Source organism: Streptomyces sp. NBC_00234, assembly GCF_036195325.1.
Taxonomy (GTDB): Bacteria; Actinomycetota; Actinomycetes; order Streptomycetales; family Streptomycetaceae; genus Streptomyces.
Window position 1 is genome coordinate 7910414 of record NZ_CP108101.1, and the last position, 17439, is coordinate 7927852.

Consider the following 17439-nt stretch of genomic DNA (forward strand, 5'->3'; position numbering starts at 1 on the left):
CCTCGTTAAGCTCGTCCCGCTCGTAGATCACACAAGAAGCTTGTACGTCACGCGACGGCTTGTCCGTCGCACCGGAGGAAGCGCGCCCGTGCCCGAGAACGTTCCGACTGCCGTCCCCGCCGGCGAGCGCCCCGCTCTGCGCGCCGACTGTGCGAAGTGCTTCGGGCTGTGCTGCGTCGCGCTGACCCTCACCGCCTCGGCCGACTTCGCCGTCAACAAGCAGGCAGGAGAGCCCTGTCGTAACCTGCGGGACGACTTCCGCTGCGGGATCCACACCCGGCTGCGGTCCGAGGGATTCTCCGGCTGCACCGTGTACGACTGCTTCGGAGCCGGTCAGAAGGTCTCCCAGGAGACGTACGGAGGCAGGGACTGGCGGCGGGAACCAGGTACCGCGCAGGAGATGTTCCAAGTGTTCCCGGTGATGCGTCAGCTCCACGAACTGCTCTGGTATCTCACGGAAGCGCACGCACTGTCCGCGGCGAAGCCGCTCCACGCGGAGATCGAGCGGGCCATCGATGCCACGGAGCGTCTGACGAACCAGCCCGCGGGCTCCCTGGCGGAACTGGATGTATCGGCGCATCGCGAGGGTGTGGCCGCTCTGCTGCTGCGGACCAGTGAACTCGTGCGGGCCACCGTGTCCCGGCGCAAGAAGCGCAATCACCGCGGCGCCGACCTCATCGGAGCCCGGCTCAGGGGCGCCGACCTGCAGGGGGCCGACCTGCGCGGCGCGTATCTCATCGCGGCCGACCTCACGGGCGCCGACCTGCGCAAGGCCGATCTCATCGGCGCCGATTTCCGTGACGCCGAACTGGCGGGCGCCGACCTCACCGGGAGTCTGTTCCTCACGCAGGCCCAGCTCAACGCCGCTCGGGGCGACGCCAGCACCCGGCTGCCGCCCTCGCTGAACTGTCCCTCGCACTGGGCCTCATGAGCGCACCGGGCCTCGTGAGTCGAGCGGGCGCCCGTCGCCGTACGGCGCCCCGCGTGTGACGGCGACGGTACGGATCCCGCACCGTGCGCGCCGCCTCAGCCGTTTCCGTGCTCCGCGGGCTGCTCGGCACTCGGCTCCAGCGCCGCCTTCAGCCGCTCCAGCGTGGTGCGGATGTTGCCGGCCTGGAACTCGGCGAAGGTGTGCCCCCGGGTCGCGATCCGGTCGAAGGCGTTGGCCACGAAATCGGGCCACGCGCGCCGGTTGTCGGTCCAGATCTCGGTGACCCGCGTGGCGCCGTCGACCGCCTCGAAGCGGTAGTCCCAGGTGGCTATCGCCCCGGGGAGCCGCGGGCGCCGTGCCCCGATCGCGTGGACGCGGAAGGCGAAACGGCTGCCGGGGTCGGCGGCCGTCACCGTGCACTTCGTGGTCCAGCGCAGGGAACCGCGTTTGTTGCGCCCTTCGAAGACCATGCCGACGTACGCCTCCCGGCGTTCCCCGACCACCGTCGCACCGGTGTTCTCCGGGCTCCAGCGCCCCATCGCCGTAGGGTCGCTGAGCTGCTCGTACACGGCCGACGGGGCGGCGTTGATCACGATGCTGTCCGAGACGGACATGGTGCGGGGCATGCGGCGACTCCTTCTCCACGGCCGTCCTGGACACCTGCCGGGAGCCGCTGGGGCCGTGGAACCGGCGCTCCGGAGCCACACCTTACTCACCGGTAGCGTCAAAGTTCTACGGCGCTTCGCGCCCCGGCGTCCGGGATCCCCGCGCGCCGTCGGCCAGGGTTGCCCCGCGGCGTGCGGAAGGCGGCCGGAAGCACTTCCGGCCGCCTTCCCGTCGTGACAGGGGTTCAGGCGCGCCACTCCGCGGTACGTTCCGGCGACGCCTCCGCGAGGGCCTTCACGATGGTGTCCACGTCGCCCTGACTGCCGTACACCGGCGTGCCGGGCTGCTGGCGCCACGAGTCGTCCAGGCCGCCCGCGTCCACGGTGTCGAAGCCCAGCTCGTCGATGAGGTCCCGCACGGTCTGCTTGGCCGCCGGGTCGTCACCCGCGACGGGCAGCGCCTGCCGGCCGGGCGAGCCCTGGGGCAGCCCCCGGTCGAGGATGTCCTGGGCGTACGTACCGTTGAACGCCTTGATGACGGGGCGGCCGATCTGCTGCTCCGTCCAGCGGCTCTCGGGCAGCCCGTCCTCGATCGCCTCGATGCGGCCGTCGCGCTGCTGTGGGTAGTAGTTGCCCGTGTCGATGACCGCGGCGCCCGGTGCCGCTCCGTCGAGGATGCCCTTCGGCAGGGCGGGGACGGCCTTCAGCGGGACCGTCACGACGACGACTTCCGCGCCCCGCGCCGCCTCGGTCGCGGAGACCGGGCGGGCGCCCGTCTCCTCGGCCAGCGCCGTGAGGGTTTCCGGGCCGCGCGAGTTCGCTACGGATACGTCGTGCCCGAGGGCGGTGAGGCGGCGGGTCAGGTTGCCGCCGATGTTGCCCGCTCCGATGATGCCGATCTTCATGGCTCCGACCTTCCGATCCAGAGTGCGTGCTGTGACCAAGCCTCGTTCGGTCACCAACTGTGAGTGGCCCGGCACTATTCCGGCGGCGCCGGATCGGTTCTTCGTCCCTGCGGCGGATGGAAGGCCGGCGGCCCGGGCACGTAGGGGAGAAGAGCGGAAGCCTCTTGCCCCCAACGGAGGTGGCCCCATGCTGCACGGCGTCGACGTCAGCGCGTACCAGACGTCCTTCGACACCGACGGTCTCGACTTCGTCTTCATCAAGGCCACCGAAGGCCGCTCCTACGTCAATCCACGTCTCGCGGCGCAGACCGAGCGTGCGCGGGGCGCCGGCCTCGTGGTCGGCTTCTACCACTTCCTCTGGCCGGGGAACGTCGCCGACCAGGCGGAGTACTTCGTGAGCAGAGCTCCTGAGCGTGCCGGTGACCTGCTCGCCGTCGACTGGGAGCAGACCGGCGAGGGTACGCACGCCGGCAACGCCGACAAGGACCGTTTCATCCGTGCGGTGAAGCGCCTGCGGCCCGGTCACCGCGTGCTGCTCTACTGCAACCGCCACTTCTGGCTCAACCACGACACGACCTCGTACGCGGGCGACGGACTGTGGATCGCGGATTACGTCACCGCGGGCAAGCCCCGTATCAAGGCGCCCTGGCTCATCCACCAGTACACCGACCAGCCCCTGGACAGGGACGTCGCGGACTTCCCTTCACGCCGGGCCATGCGCACATGGGGCGGCGCCTAGGTCGTGTCCGCAGGGTCTTTCGTTTCGATCAGGCCGGGCCGGACCGGGAAGCGAATGGCGCGTATTCGACATACTCTGCTGTGGAAATTTGCCCTGGTTTGTCAGGGGGTCTGTCACGCCACGACGGGCCCCTCGCATCCGATCGAAGCAGAGGAGCCGCCCCATGAAGGCCGCCGTCGTGCGCAGCTTCACCGAGCCTCTGGTCCTGGAGGACCGGCCCGTCCCGACCCCCGCCGCACACCAGGTCCTCGTGCGGATGGAGACCTCGGGACTGTGCCACACGGACATCCACGCGGCGCGGGGTGACTGGCCGGTCAAGCCGAGTCCGCCGTTCGTTCCGGGGCACGAGGGCATCGGCATCGTGGAGGCCGTGGGCGACCAGGTGGGACACCTCGCCGTGGGGGACCGCGTGGCGATTCCCTGGCTCGGCGAGGCGTGCGGACACTGCGACCACTGTGTCTCCGGCTGGGAGACGCTCTGCCTCCAGCAGCAGAACAGTGGCTACTCCGTGGATGGCAGCCATACCGAGTACGCGCTGGCGCACGGTACGTACGTGGTGCCGGTCCCCGAGGGCATCGACCCGCTGGACGCCGCCCCGCTGACCTGCGCGGGCGTGACCACGTACAAGGCGGTGAAGGTGTCCGGGGCCAGGCCGGGCACCCGCGCGCTGATCTCCGGCATCGGCGGCCTGGGCCACCTCGCCCTCCAGTACGCGCGGATCTTCGGCGCGGAGACCATCGCGGTCGACGTCACCGACGAGAAGCTCGCACTCGCCGAGGAGCTGGGCGCGGACCACGTCATCGACGCCCGCGTCCAGGACGTGGCCGAAGAGGCCCGGCGGCTCGGCGGTGTCGACGCGGCGATCTCCCTCGCGGTGAGCAACGAGTCGTTCGGTGCGGCCTACGGTGCGCTGCGCCGCGGCGGCACGCTCGTCCTTGTCGCGCTCCCCGCCGAGGGCGCACTCGAACTCCCCGTGTTCGACACCGTCCTGAACGGGACGAAGGTCGTCGGGTCGATCGTCGGCACCCGCGAAGACCTGGCCGAGGTCTTCCGCCTGCACGCGCTCGGCCGCACCCGGGTCGTCCGGGAGACCCGCGCCCTCGGTGACATCAACACCTCGATCGACGAGGTGCTGGCCGGGAAGGTGTCGGGCCGTCTCGTCTTCGACATGCGCTGACCTGCGTCGGGCCAGGGCGGCAGTCTGTTCATCATCCCGCCCCCGACCCCCGCGAAGCCGCCGCCGTCGGCCAAAGGAGTGTCCTTGGCGGCTGCCGTCGTTGCGCTGAGAAGGATGTCCCACAGCACGGATCACTGCGGGTCCATTCTGGTCGCCGAGTCCGCGAACGGCCGTCGACCGAAGGAGTGTCGCAGTGACGACGAGGGACACCTCAGAATCGGCTGATGCCGATGTCTACCAGAACGAGCTGCCGGTAGCGAGCAAGGAGCCGGGCAATGTGGTCGTGAAGTGGCTGACCACCACCGACCACAAGACGATCGGCACGCTCTATCTGGTCACGTCCTTCGCCTTCTTCATCGTCGGCGGTGTCCTCGCCCTGGTCATGCGCGCCGAACTGGCACGTCCGGGCACCCAGCTCATCTCGAACGAGCAGTTCAATCAGGCGTTCACGATCCACGGCACGATCATGCTGCTGATGTTCGCGACCCCGCTGTTCGCAGGCTTCACGAACTGGATCATGCCGCTGCAGATCGGCGCGCCCGACGTGGCGTTCCCGCGGCTGAACATGTTCGCGTACTGGCTGTACCTCTTCGGCTCGCTCATCGTCGTGGCCGGTTTCCTCACCCCGCAGGGCGCGGCCGACTTCGGCTGGTTCGCGTACGCCCCGCTCAACGACGCCATCCGCTCGCCCGGCATCGGCTCCGACATGTGGATCATGGGTCTGGCCTTCTCCGGCTTCGGCACGATCCTCGGTTCGGTCAACTTCATCACCACGATCGTCTGCATGCGCGCGCCCGGCATGACGATGTTCCGCATGCCGATCTTCACCTGGAACGTGCTGCTGACCGGTGTGCTGGTCCTGCTCGCCTTCCCCGTACTCGCCGCGGCCCTGCTGGTCCTGGAGGCCGACCGCAAGTTCGGTGCGCAGGTATTCAATGCGGCGAACGGGGGAGCACTGCTCTGGCAGCACCTCTTCTGGTTCTTCGGCCATCCAGAGGTGTACATCATCGCCCTGCCGTTCTTCGGGATCGTCACCGAGGTCATCCCGGTCTTCAGCCGCAAGCCGGTCTTCGGCTACATCGGTCTGATCGCGGCCACCATCTCGATCGCGGGCCTTTCGGCGACGGTGTGGGCGCACCACATGTACGTCACCGGGAGCGTGCTGCTGCCGTTCTTCTCGTTCATGACCTTCCTCATCGCCGTACCGACCGGTGTGAAGTTCTTCAACTGGATCGGGACCATGTGGAAGGGGTCGTTGTCGTTCGAGACCCCGATGCTCTGGTCGATCGGCTTCCTGGTCACCTTCCTCTTCGGTGGTCTGACCGGCGTCATCCTGGCCTCGCCGCCGATGGACTTCCAGGTCTCCGACTCGTACTTCGTCGTCGCGCACTTCCACTACGTCGTCTTCGGCACCGTGGTCTTCGCGATGTTCTCCGGATTCCATTTCTGGTGGCCGAAGTTCACGGGCAAGATGCTGGACGAGCGGCTCGGCAAGATGTCGTTCTGGACGCTGTTCGTGGGCTTCCACGGCACGTTCCTGGTGCAGCACTGGCTCGGCGCCGAGGGCATGCCGCGACGCTACGCGGACTACCTCGCGGCGGACGGCTTCACCGCTCTGAACACGATCTCGACGATCTCCTCGTTCCTGCTCGGCCTGTCGATCCTCCCGTTCCTCTACAACGTGTGGAAGACCGCGAAGTACGGCAAGAAGGTCGAGGTCGACGACCCGTGGGGTTACGGCCGTTCGCTGGAGTGGGCCACGTCCTGCCCGCCGCCGCGGCACAACTTCCTCACGCTGCCCCGGATCCGTTCCGAATCCCCGGCGTTCGACCTGCACCACCCCGCGGTCCGCAACCTCGACGACGCCGCCAACAAGCCCGTGCTGCCGGGGGACCGGTGGACGTGAGTCAGCCCGCTCAGGACGAGGACGGCCCGACGAGAAGGGGACGCCGTGGAGCACGACAAGGACAGTGCCAGGGGCCTGGCCCAGCTGGAGGGCTACCTGTTGTGGAACGCCGAGGTGGAAGACGCGCGCCGACGCGCCGGCCGCTTCACCGACCAGCTGCCCTGGCTCACCCGGGCGCAGCGGGAGGACGTAGAACGCGTCTACATTGCGGACCGGGTGGCCTCCTGCCGGGAGTCGCTCGTCCGCGTCTCGGAGCGTGCGGCCGAACTCCGCGGTGAATACTCCGACCGCTATCGGCTGCTCAAGAAGCGCTGCCTCGCAGCCGTGCTCCTGGCCGTCGGCGCGGCGAGCGGAACCTGCGCCGCACTGACCCTGCTCACCCGCTGACCCTCCGCCCGGGCGCCTTCGAGGCGCCCGGGCGGACCTGCGTGCCCCGAACCCTCACACCGCCTCGGAGCGGTCCGTCGACATGTAGACACCGGTGGCGACGGTGAGCGCGCAGACCAGCCCGGCCAGCGGCACGGCCCAGTGCCCCGCGAACGTGGTGACGAGCACCAGCACCGCGCCGACGGGAAGGACGAGTTGCTGGAGACTGCCCTCCTTGAAGTGGCGGGCGTGCAGGGCCCACACCATGAACATGAAGAGCGCCGTGGGCACCGTCACCGCCGCGGCTGCGGCGTTCGCGGAGATGTGCGCGTGGTGCGTCACCTGCTCCACCGTCACCTCGATGCCCGCACCGATCGCCGCGGCCGAGCCGAAGATCAGATAGTGGCCGTAACCCCATACGAACGCCTGGCGGCTGGCGGACAGGTGCAGATGAATGGGGACGGAGAAGTAGATCCAGTACGCGGCGAAGACGATGACCAGTCCACCGGCAGCGATCGGGAGCAGTTCGTCGAGAGCCGCGGAATCGTCGAGCGCCGACTGCACTGCGACCGTCGCGGCAGCGATCGTCTCTCCGAGCATGATGATGGTGAACAGCCCGTAGCGCTCCGCGATGTGGTGCGGATGCCAGCTCGTGCGCCGATGGCGCTCGGCGATGGCGGGCACCGCCAGTTCGGCGGCGACCAGGATCACGAAGCCCCACGCCCACGCGCCGTCGGGCAGCAACAGCAGCACCACCCACGCGGCCTGAACGATCACCAGCCCGGCCGCGTAATGCAGCGCCGTGACCCTGGCCGCACCCGTTTCCCCGCGAGCGGCGCGCAGCCACTGGAAGGTGAGCGCCACCCGCATGATCAGGTAGCCGACGATGGCCACGGTGTAGTCGGAGTGTTCGAAGGCCCGGGGTACTCCGGCGGCCAGGACGAGCACGCCCGAGATCTGTACGAGCGTGGCGAGCCGGTACGGCACGTCGTCGCAGTCGTACGCGGAGGCGAACCAGGTGAAGTTGACCCAGGCCCACCAGATGGCGAAGAAGACGAAGAGGTATCCGGTGATGCCGTGGCCGGGATCGCCTTCGGCCACGGCGTGCACCAGCCGCGCGCCTGCCTGGGCGACCGCGACGACGAAGCAGAGGTCGAAGAACAGCTCCAGCGGTGTCGCCGCGCGATGCGCCTCGTCGGGGTCGCGGGACTTCATCCGGAGCAGGGGCGCCGCAGGACGGCCGTGACCGGCTCCGTGGGGCGTGTGGTCACTCATGAAGCCATCGATCCTCAGGGTTGTCGGAGACCCACGCCAGGGCGCACGGGTCGGTCGGGGCGACCTGCGCGGGAGGAGGGCCGGCGTGCCGGGAGCGAGCCGCTCTCAGTGGCGTACCAGACAGAAAGGATGCCCCGCCGGGTCCGCGTAGACCCGCCAGCCACGCCCGTCGGGCCCCTCGTCGAGCAGGCGCGCGCCCAGGGCCAGCACGTCCGCCTGGGCCCGGTCCAGATCCGCGACGGTGAAGTCCAGGTGGAACTGCTGGGGCCGGGCCGGGTCCGGCCACTGCGGTGCCTGGTACTCCGCCGCGCGCTGGAACGCGTACACCGCCCCGTCCGTGGTGTGGACGGTCGCCCAGCTCTCGTCGACCGCCCACCGGCGGTCGGGTTGGTTGACGGTCCCGCCGAGCAGGGCCCCGTAGAACCCGGCGAGACGCAGCGGGTCCGGGCAGTCCAGCACGATGCACTGCATTTCTGCGATCATGGCTACATCTTAGGAAGACGTCGAATCGGCCGACCCCCACGAGGCGTTCGCCGTAGGGAACGTCAGAGCGCCGGTACCGTCCTCCGGCACTCCCTGTCCCGGGCCTCGCTGAGTGCCGACAACTGTTCCGCGAGCCGCTCGGCGTGAGCGGCGGGCAGTTCGGCGGTCTCGTGGTGAAGATGTACCGCGCAGGCCGTCGTGGTGTCGATGAGGCGTTCCAGCGCACCCGCGACGTCCTCCGAGCCCGCCGTCCGCCGGGCGACCGTGGGGAGTTCGGCCGCCGACAGGTCGATGGCCGTCCTGGCCTCCGCCAGCGAGCGGTAGGCGTCGCGCCGCAGCGCACCACGTCCCGTCCGGTCCTCGGGAGATTCCAGCACGTGCCCGAGATAGCGGTGTGCCGCGCTCACCGCCGTATCGAGAGCGGCCCTGACGGTGTGGCCGCGCTGTCCCGGCAGCGGAAGGTGGCCGACCAGCAGAACCGTCGCGCAGGCGAGCAGCGACTCCACGATCCGGTCCCAGGCCGCCTGCGGTTCGCCGGCCAGCAGCACCAGGGAGAGGACGAGCACGGTGACCACCGCCGTCTGCGCCGCGAAGTGCCGGGTGGCCACCGGGATCAGCGCCCCGCAGAGGGCCACCACGCCCACCAGCGCGAACCGGCCGGAAGCCGCCGCCACGAGGGCGGCGAAGAACGCGGCGCCCGCGACCGTCCCCACGGCCCGGCACAGCACCCGGGAGACGAGGGGTCCCAGGTCGGGCTTGACGAGGAACACGGTGGTCGCGGGCAGCCAGTACCAGTGCTCGTGGTGCAGGCTCTGCGCCACCGCCGTACTCGTCGCGCAGCACAGCGCGACGCGGATGCCGTACTCGCGGCCCGCGGCGCCGAAGGCCCTGCGCAGCACGGAGACGTACGAGCCCTTGCCCCGGGTACGCAGCCGCTGTCCGGTACGGCAGTCGAAAGCCGCGGCCGCCTGCAGCAGGGCCTCGTCCAGCGCCCGCAGCCCGGCATCGCCCCGAGCCGGCGCGGGAAGAGGACCGGAAGGCCCACCCGTGCGTACGGCGGTGGCCAGACGGCGGGGGCCCTCCGCGATACGGGCGGGCAGCGGGTCGCCCGCCCAGGCCAGCGCAGTCGCCGCCTCGGCCAGGGGCAACGCCGCCGCGTACTGGGCGTGCAGCCGCCGCTCGGCCGCGGAACTCGCATGGCGCCGCAGGCGGGGACCCGACAGGGCGTCCTGGGCGTGGTCGAGGGCGGCGGTCAGCGCGGCGCGCCGAGCCAGAGCCCGCGGACCGCCCGCCGCGCCGAGAAGGCCGGCCACCGCCGTGTACACGGCTGCCACCGCTTCCCGCTCGCCGTCGAAGCGGTACGGTCCGCTGCCGGACGTCCCGGGAGAGGGCAGCGCCAGACGGAGCGAGGTGAGCCAGCCGGCCCCGGCCAGGAACAACAGGGCACGCAGCCATCCTGGTTCCGGCAAGGGCATGCCGGCCCCGATCACGGCCGCCACCATCAACTGCGTACCGCAGGCCGAGGCCACCGGCCCGACCGAACTGATCGCTCCCGCGACCAGCCCGAGCAGCCCGAACACGAGCGGCAGTACGAACACGGAGCGATCCGGACCGACGGTCGTCGCCGTCACGGTGCCCAGCAGGAGACCTGCGGCGCCCGCCAGGGCCGGAACCCCCAGCCGCGTGACGGAAGCCCGCCGGCCGCCCGGCCTGTCGTTGATGCCGGCGAACATCGCCCCCAGCGCCACGGGAACGCCGGCCGTCGGGTGACCGGCGAGCACGGCAGCGAGCAACGGCACCGCGGCGAGCGCGCCCCGAACGACGGCACTCCACCGCACGGGCCCCCGCTGGGTGCGCAGCACATGGCCGAGCCACGGCGGGAGGGGAGGCGACTGGCGGGGAAAGGCGGGTGTGAACACCGGGCTCCAGTGGTGCGCGGGGAATCGGAATTCGCCTGGACACCTTCGGCCTGAGCGCTGATGACGCCAGCCTAGAGCCCCGATGTGGAGGGGATGCTTCCTGCCGATTTCCGCAAGGTGTCGGCCTCGCGCCGCCGAACCGCCGAGCGCTCGAACCGCGCTGCCCCACCGCGTGACCGCGCCGCCCACCGCCGGACGGCGCGACCCTCAGAGTGCCGTGCCGAAGTTCTGGGTCCACACAGGGCCTGCGGAGGTGTCCTGGACACCGACGCCGATCTCCTTGAACGAGCAGTTGAGGATGTTCGCACGGTGTCCCGGGCTCTGCATCCAGGAATTCATCACGTCGGCCGCGGTGCGCTGGCCCTTCGCGATGTTCTCTCCGTACGTGCTCCACCGGTATCCGGCCGCGGTGATGCGGTCGCCGGGGTCCGAGCCGTCGGGGGCGGTGTGCGAGAAGTAGTCGCGGGCGGCCATGTCGGCGGAGTGCCGCGAAGCGGCCGTCGCGAGCTTGTCGTTGCTCCGGACGGTCCCGCACCCCTCTTTCGTACGCTCGGAGTTGACGAGTGCGGTCACCTGCTCGGACATGCCGGACGGAGCCGCCTGCGTGGGCTTCGGCGGTGCGGGACGCGGGGACGGCTTCCGCGTGGTCGGCGTGGCCTTGGGAGTGGCCTTCGGGGTGGGCGTGGGGGAGGCGCTCCGCGTCCGTGACGGGGTCGGCGAGGGCGAAGGGGAAGGCGGCGGGGAGGGAGTCGAGGCCGTCGGGAGTTCCGCCGGTGCCGCGGCCGACGCGGGAACCTCGTCCTGGCTCTCCTCGTCCCGGCCTTGGTCGTCCGCGTACAGGTGCACCGCGCCGCCGCCGGTACCCAGGACCGCCACGGCGACCAGCGCCGCCAGCACCGTGCTGCGCCGACGCCGCCGGGACTGACTGCGTCTGCGTTCCGCGCGTCCCGGCTGCGCCGAGTGCGACGCCGAGTGCGACACGGCAGCGGTCGGGATCAGGTCCGGCGTCGCACCGCCGGCGGCGGACAGGGCGAGGGGAACCAGCGCCAGTCCGACGAGCAGTCCCTCCGCCGGGACCAGTCCCACCCGGTGCCCCGAGCAGACCGTGCAGTCGCGGGCGTGCCGGGCGAGCCGCTTCCGCCAGAGGGCGGAAGGGACTCCGTCCCACTCGGCGGTGATGGACTCCAGCAGGGCACACCGCGGCTCAGCCGCCAGGGCCCGGACCACCAGCCGGGCCGCTTCCAGCTGGGCCTTCATCCGCTGGACCCGCACCGCGGTGTGCTGCGGGGACAGTTCGAGCGCGAGCGCCACATCGGACCTCGTCAGCTCCCCGGCGGTCTCCAGCCACCAGAGGGACAACAGGGCGCGGTCGTCCTCGTCCAGCCACCGCGTCGCCTGAGCGACCTCGCGGCGCTGACCGGTGAGACCCAGCCGGATGATGGTCACGTCGACGAAGTCCGCACCGGGGTCGACCACGTCATGCGCGTCGTCCAGCCCGCCGGCCGGTATCCGATCCGCACGGCGCTCACGCCAGTGCGTCCGTATCTCGTTCATGGTGATGGCCACGAGCCAGGAGCGGAAGCTGTCCGGCGTACGCAGCGAAGGCAGCGCGCGGAGCATGCGCAGCACGCTCTCCTGCACCACGTCGTCGACGTCGGCGTGGCCGTTGAGTGCACGGCCGACGATGTTGTACATCAGCGGCAGGTACGCGGTGACGAGCTGGTCCTGCGCCTGCTCGTCACCACTCTGCGCCGCCCTGATCAACGCCGTCTCGTATGCCTCGCCCATGCTGCGCTCACTCTTTCGGTGTCCTGTTCCGTCACGTCCCACACCCGGGAGATGCGGTGAGGCCGGGAAGATAACAAGAAAACCCTGAGAACACACCGCACGCCGGAACCGTGCGGGCGCGGAGCCCGCCGGGATCCGGCGTGGGGCGGGTGGGGAATGCCCGGGGCGGCCCGTCGGCCGCCCGGGGCAGCCCGGTCAGGAGGCGGGCGGCACGTCCTGGTCGCGGTCGGTGCCGAGCTGTTGCTTGATCTTGTCCTGCGCGATGTCGACCTTGTCGCTGTACTTGCCCTGCGTGCGGTCGTCGACCATGTCGCCGGCCTTGTCGACGCCCTTCGCCGCCTGGTCCTCGTGACCCTTGAGCATGTTCTTGATCTTGTCCATCGCGGACATGGATGACCCTCCTCGAATCGGCACCCCCACCCGTCCAGGGTCACCGCACCCGGTGGTCTTCGCATCCGGGACGTGTGAAGGTCGCCACGGTGGGCACATACCGGTTAACCAGGAGGGGGTGGTGGCCATGGGCCGCATCCAGATCGTCCGACGTCCCGCGCCTCCGTCGGGCCCGCCACCGCTCGACCTGCGCACGCCGTCCGGTCGCCCGCTTCCGTACTGAGCGGGCCCGGCCGGGCGGGATCAGCGGTCGTCCTCGTCCCATGGGCCGGTGTCGGAGCCGATTCCGGTGCCCGGCCGCGGAATCGGGGGCAGGGGGGCGAGCTGGTCCACCAGCGCGGCCAGTTCCTCGCAGGCCAGCTCCGTCTCCCGCCGTATGTTCTGGTGCTCGGTGACGATCGCGGCCAGCAGCAGCGCCGTCAGGGCCACACAGCCGTTGAGGATGTTGAGGTTCACCATGACCTCCAGGACGGTGTGGTCCTCGAACGGTCCGACGGCTTCCCTCCCGGCGGTCACCGCGGCCACGGAGACGAGCAGGGCGCATGGTGCGCTGCCGGGCAGCTCGAACCGGAGAGCCGCCCAGATGAGGACCGGGAAGACCAGATAGATCATGGACAGCGTGCCCCTGGTCGCCACCAGCGTCACCGCCAGCGCGGTGACCAGCAGTAACGCCGCTTCCGCCCACCGGTCCGTCCGCCGGGGCATCCGAGCCCGGCGCAGCACGAGCAGGAACGGTGTGACCACGAGGACGCCCATCGCGTCCCCCACCCACCAGGCCGACCACACGAGCCAGAACCGGTCGAGCGGCAGCTTGTCGCTGAGCAGCAGCGCCCCGGCACCCACCGTCGCACTGATGAGCATCCCCAGCAGCGCGCCCACGAATACCAGCGCCACACCGTCCCGCAGCCGGTCCAGCTCGACTCGGAATCCGATCCTGCGCAGCATGAGGAAGGCACACAGGGGAGCCACGGTGTTGCCCGCGGCGATCACGACGCCGTACAGGGTGAGCGAACCGCTGATGTCGATGATGGTCACCAGCGCACCGAGTGCGATGCCCGGCCAGATCCGTGTGCCCAGATACAGCAGTGCCCCCAGGGCGATGCCCGTCGGTGGCCAGAGCGGGGTGACGACCGCACCGTCCACCACCACCTCCTGGAGGAAGCCGAGCTGGGCGGACGCGTAGTAGGCGGCGGCGACACCGAGCATCTGCAGGGCGGCTACGGTCCGACGTCTCGATTCCTTGCTACGGATCACGGCTCTCATGAGACACCGGCCGTGACGCCACACGGCCGTGACACGCTTTGGGAGCCCTACGTCACCTCGGGACGGATCGCGGCCTCGTGGCGCAGGACGAGTACGGCGGCGTCGTCCTCGTGACCGGTGAGCTCCGCCGCCCGGAGGATCTCGTCGGCCAGTTCCTCTGCCGACGCATCCGCGTGCGCACTCACGATCTGCCGCACGCGGTCCAGGCCCTCGTCGATCCGCAGGGACGGGCCCTCGACCACCCCGTCGGTGAGCAGGACGAAGGCTCCCGCCGCGTCGAGCCTGTGCCGGGTCACGGGATAGCGCTCGTGCGCGGCGATGCCCAGCGGCATTCCGCCCTCGTCGGCCGTCACGCCCGACCGCCCGTCGGCAGTGGCCCACACACACGGCACATGACCGGCGCGCGCACTGTGGAGCTCCCAGGTCAGCGGGTCGAGGCGGAAGAACGTACAGGTCGCGAAGAGCGTCGAGCCCACCGAGACGAGCAGGTCGTTCGTACGCCCCATGACCTCGCCCGGATCGGGTTCGGTTCCGGCGATGGCGCGCATGCCGATGCGGATCTGGCCCATGAAGGCGGCGGCCTCGACGTCGTGCCCCTGGACGTCACCGATGGCGAAGCCCAGCGAGCCGTCGGGGAGCGCGAAACCGTCGTACCAGTCGCCGCCGATGTCCAGCCCGTGGTGCGCCGGCGTGTACCGAGCGGCCGTCTGCAACCCGCGCAGGGCGGGCAACGAGGCAGGCAGCATCCCGCGCTGCAGCGCCTGGGCGAGCTCCACCCTGGCTCGGTGCAGCTCCACTTCCTGCCGGGCACGCGCCGTCAGGTGGTGAAGCGTGTTGAGGAGCTCTTCGGCGCTAGCTGAGCGGGGGGTCCGACGCCGGTTCATGGCCGCTCCGCGGTGCGTAAGTGCCTGAATCCTATTTCGGCGACGGCACTCCTGCGACCTCAACGGCACAGGGGACGGCCGACCGGCGCGGACCCCTCGCCCGCACGGCGTGGTCAGGACAGTTGTCCGAGGACGTGGGCACGCGCGATGGCGTGGTGGTTGCGCCACCCGTCGAAGGCGCCGTGGGACAGAACGACGTCGAGGGCTTCCTCCGTACTGACGGCTCCGCGGCCCAGCACCTCGCGAACGACGACGACGGCCGCTGTCAGGCCGTTCCCCTCGGACTCGGCGAGATGGCTCGGCGGAGTGGCGGGACGTGCGGCGCCGGACGTGCGGCAGGTGTCCACCAGGGGGCTCAGCCACCGGGCCCAACGGTCGTAGGCGTGTTCCCCCTGCGGCTCGGCCACCTGGAGGACCGGTGCGAGGGCTCGTTCGAGTCGCGCCGTGTGGCTCTCCGCCGTTCCCTCCACCCACGGATGCTCGGCCGTGAAGTGCGCCCAGCCGTTCTCCATGTGCAGCTCGTCCAGCCACCATCTGCCGCCGGGACGGAGACCGTCCGGCCCTCCGAGGACGAAGGCATCACGAAGCCCCTCGTACGAAGGCGGTGAGTGTTCGGCCAGCAGGACCGCGTCATAGAGGTCCTTGCCCTGGGGATGTGCGTCACTGACCAGCCACAGGAGCTTCCAGGCCAGGGACAGCTGAGGGGTGGCGGCGAGGACCCGGCAGCCCGGGCCCGCCCCCAACGGGCTGAGTTCCGTGAGGACGGCAGGTGCCGGCAGCGTCTCGTCGAACACCACGTCGAGCTGGACGGTGCCGCCCGCGGTGCCCGGCGCCGTCCAGGGCAGCAGCATGCGCCTCCCCGGTACCCGGTCGTACGTCCAGATGTCCTCCGTGACCGCGCCGTCCGCGTCGATCGCGACGACACCGTCCGGAGCAGCCGTCGCGGCAGCCCGCGCGATGCCCTCGAAGAGTGCGGCGATACCGGGCCCGGTGACGGCCCACTCCTTCGGGACGGCGACGAAATCCAGGTCGCCGGGGTCACGGGCGGCCCCCGGGAACCACGTCGCCATGAGCACGCTGCCGCGCAGGACGAGCTGCGTCGCCCACGGTCCGTCGGCGATCGCGGCGAGCACGACGTCCAGCACGGTGCGGCGTGCCCCACGCCAGGCCCGGGCCGTCTCCTCGTCCTCGAAGCGTGGCTCACCCGCCCGATAGGCGTTGGAGAACTGCTGCATCGCCGGATCGAAGACCGCCGGCTGGGTCAGCCCTTCGGGCGCGGGCAGCAGCGTGCCCGGCAGGTTCATGCGCGTCCGGGTCTCCTCGTCGAGCGGAGCGTGCGGAAGGCCGGGGGACCGGGCCCAGAGCCCGTCCCAGGAGCTGCTGTCGGGAGGGAAGGCGGATGACATCGTGAAGACTCCTGGGGGTCCGGCTCGGGCCGAAGTGGCCTGCTGTACATGATCGGGTACGGCGTCACGGTGTCAGTCACCGCGTCACGGCCCCACGGTCGCGGTGGGAACCTCACCGTCCAGGGCCTGCTGGGTGCGCGCCGCCATGGCCTCGGTGAGGAAACTCAGCCAGCCGAGGTCGGGGGCGCCGCCGTTCTCGTGGATCACCAGCACTGCGGCCACCACGGTTCCGACGCGGACCACCGAACGCGCCTGCGCCCGGGTCACACCGTCGGAACGGGTGTACATCACGGTGACGGCGGCCGACTCGTCGCCGAACTGCTTCTCCAGATCGGCGGATTGGGTGCCGCCCCCGAAGGCGGCCTGTTCCTCCTTGAGCCCGATGTACGCCTCCGACGCCTCCTCGACGCCGGTGTACGGCAGGAGCTCGATCTGCACCTCGGTGAACGACACGGCGATCCCCGGTTCGTACACCGACCGCACGTCGAGCTGTGAACTCGACCGGCAGATGTAGTGGCGCTCCCCACCGGCGAGGCCACCGATGCGCGTACTGCGGCACCGTTCCGCCGTGGGCGAGTCGCTCGCGAGCTTCCAGCCGTCGGGCAGGCTCGCCCGGTCCGGCAGGATCTGCCATGCCTGCTCCACTCCGAGGAGCACCGGCGCCGAGCCGTCGGGCGCACCGGAGGCCGACGCCCCGGGGGCTGCCGGGTCCGAACTGCCGGGCGCGCCGGAGGGAGCCGCGTCGTCGGGGTTGCGCCCGGACGTCGCGCCGGACCCGCCGGGGGAGCGGTCCTCGGTGAACAACTGGACCGCGCCGTAACCACCGAGGACCAGCAGCACGAGCAGGACGGCGGCTGCTCCGACCAGGGTGCCTCGGACGGAGCGTGTGTTGTTGATCGTCAGCGGCCCCAGCGAGATCTGGCTGCGCCGGACCGTGCTGCCACTTCCGATGACGATGCTGTCGGTGTTCGAGGGGCTCACGGTGTACACCTGTGCCACCGCGGGAGGGTCGGCGAGCACTGCCGTCAGGCGGCGGCCGAAGTCGGGATCGGCAGCCAGTGCCTCCCGGACGGCCTCCTCCAACTCCCGTGTCACCGAAGGATCCGCCGGATCGGCCGCCAGCCCGGCGAGGGCGGCGCGACCGCCCTCGGAGGTCCCCAGCCGCGACCGCACGAGGCCGGCCAGTGCCTCGCCGGCCTCGGTCCCCACCGCCGTGGCCGCGCCCGAAGCCACATCGGTGAGGATCCGTACGGCGGTTAAGACCATGCTCCCGGCACTGTCCATGCGGCATCCCCCTGTTGATCGATCCTTGAGAGAACCACAGACAGGTTCGTCGCACCATGGCGTCCGAGAAGCGTGACGGTCGACGGACGGCGCGGGTACGGCCAGGGCGGGCTCGGAC

16 protein-coding genes are annotated in these 17439 nt (G+C 70.6%); 5 read left to right on the forward strand and 11 right to left on the reverse strand.

Annotation, left to right across the window (positions count from 1 at the left end; all coding sequences use genetic code 11):
• Positions 1 to 88 precede the first annotated feature (88 nt).
• A complete protein-coding gene (locus OG230_RS34625; protein WP_328907724.1) occupies positions 89 to 931 on the forward strand; it encodes a pentapeptide repeat-containing protein in 843 nt (280 codons plus the stop codon).
• A 95-nt stretch (positions 932 to 1026) separates the two neighbouring features.
• Here OG230_RS34625 and OG230_RS34630 read toward each other — a convergent pair whose 3' ends face one another.
• Both OG230_RS34630 and OG230_RS34635 read right to left on the reverse strand, forming a co-directional pair.
• A complete protein-coding gene (locus OG230_RS34630) occupies positions 1027 to 1557 on the reverse strand; it encodes an SRPBCC family protein (protein ID WP_328907725.1) in 531 nt (176 codons plus the stop codon).
• A 224-nt stretch (positions 1558 to 1781) separates the two neighbouring features.
• Positions 1782 to 2699, reverse strand: a complete 918-nt coding sequence (locus tag OG230_RS34635; RefSeq protein ID WP_328907726.1) for an NADPH-dependent F420 reductase — start codon at positions 2697 to 2699, stop codon at positions 1782 to 1784.
• Here OG230_RS34635 and OG230_RS34640 point away from each other — a divergent pair.
• From OG230_RS34640 to OG230_RS34655, 4 genes are all read left to right on the forward strand, one after another.
• Positions 2629 to 3180, forward strand: a complete 552-nt coding sequence (locus tag OG230_RS34640; protein ID WP_328907727.1) for a glycoside hydrolase family 25 protein — start codon at positions 2629 to 2631, stop codon at positions 3178 to 3180. The genes OG230_RS34635 and OG230_RS34640 overlap by 71 nt on opposite strands.
• 163 nt (positions 3181 to 3343) lie before the next feature.
• Entirely contained in the window at positions 3344 to 4357 is a 1014-nt protein-coding gene (gene adhP, locus OG230_RS34645) for an alcohol dehydrogenase AdhP (RefSeq protein ID WP_328907728.1), read from the forward strand.
• Positions 4358 to 4550: 193 nt separating this feature from the next.
• The gene (gene ctaD / locus OG230_RS34650) at positions 4551 to 6263 is read left to right on the forward strand and encodes an aa3-type cytochrome oxidase subunit I (protein WP_328907729.1); all 1713 of its coding nucleotides are present in this window, start codon (positions 4551 to 4553) and stop codon (positions 6261 to 6263) included.
• 45 nt (positions 6264 to 6308) lie between these two features.
• Positions 6309 to 6650: a hypothetical protein gene (locus tag OG230_RS34655; RefSeq protein ID WP_328907730.1), complete on the forward strand. Its 342-nt coding sequence runs from the start codon at positions 6309 to 6311 to the stop codon at positions 6648 to 6650.
• A gap of 54 nt (positions 6651 to 6704) precedes the next feature.
• On the opposite strand, the gene OG230_RS34660 is transcribed toward OG230_RS34655, so the two are convergent.
• From OG230_RS34660 to OG230_RS34700, 9 genes are all read right to left on the reverse strand, one after another.
• Complete coding sequence (locus tag OG230_RS34660; RefSeq protein WP_328907731.1) at positions 6705 to 7904, reverse strand: low temperature requirement protein A; 1200 nt, start codon at positions 7902 to 7904, stop codon at positions 6705 to 6707.
• A 105-nt stretch (positions 7905 to 8009) separates the two neighbouring features.
• A complete protein-coding gene (locus OG230_RS34665) occupies positions 8010 to 8387 on the reverse strand; it encodes a VOC family protein (RefSeq protein WP_328907732.1) in 378 nt (125 codons plus the stop codon).
• Positions 8388 to 8449: 62 nt separating this feature from the next.
• A complete protein-coding gene (locus tag OG230_RS34670; RefSeq protein ID WP_328907733.1) occupies positions 8450 to 10306 on the reverse strand; it encodes an FUSC family protein in 1857 nt (618 codons plus the stop codon).
• A gap of 207 nt (positions 10307 to 10513) precedes the next feature.
• On the reverse strand, positions 10514 to 12094 hold the full coding sequence (locus OG230_RS34675; RefSeq protein WP_328907734.1) for a sigma-70 family RNA polymerase sigma factor: 1581 nt from the start codon (positions 12092 to 12094) through the stop codon (positions 10514 to 10516).
• Between the two features lie 195 nt (positions 12095 to 12289).
• On the reverse strand, positions 12290 to 12484 hold the full coding sequence (locus OG230_RS34680; protein ID WP_328907735.1) for an antitoxin: 195 nt from the start codon (positions 12482 to 12484) through the stop codon (positions 12290 to 12292).
• A 243-nt stretch (positions 12485 to 12727) separates the two neighbouring features.
• Positions 12728 to 13738: an MASE1 domain-containing protein gene (locus tag OG230_RS34685; RefSeq protein WP_328907736.1), complete on the reverse strand. Its 1011-nt coding sequence runs from the start codon at positions 13736 to 13738 to the stop codon at positions 12728 to 12730.
• A gap of 56 nt (positions 13739 to 13794) precedes the next feature.
• Entirely contained in the window at positions 13795 to 14631 is an 837-nt protein-coding gene (locus OG230_RS34690) for a PP2C family protein-serine/threonine phosphatase (RefSeq protein ID WP_328907737.1), read from the reverse strand.
• Positions 14632 to 14744: 113 nt separating this feature from the next.
• Positions 14745 to 16037 carry a nucleotidyl transferase AbiEii/AbiGii toxin family protein gene (locus OG230_RS34695; protein ID WP_328907738.1) on the reverse strand — a complete coding sequence of 431 codons (1293 nt, stop codon included), beginning with the start codon at positions 16035 to 16037 and terminating at the stop codon, positions 14745 to 14747.
• 84 nt (positions 16038 to 16121) lie between these two features.
• Entirely contained in the window at positions 16122 to 17303 is a 1182-nt protein-coding gene (locus tag OG230_RS34700; protein WP_328907739.1) for a hypothetical protein, read from the reverse strand.
• Between the last annotated feature and the right edge of the window lie 136 nt (positions 17304 to 17439).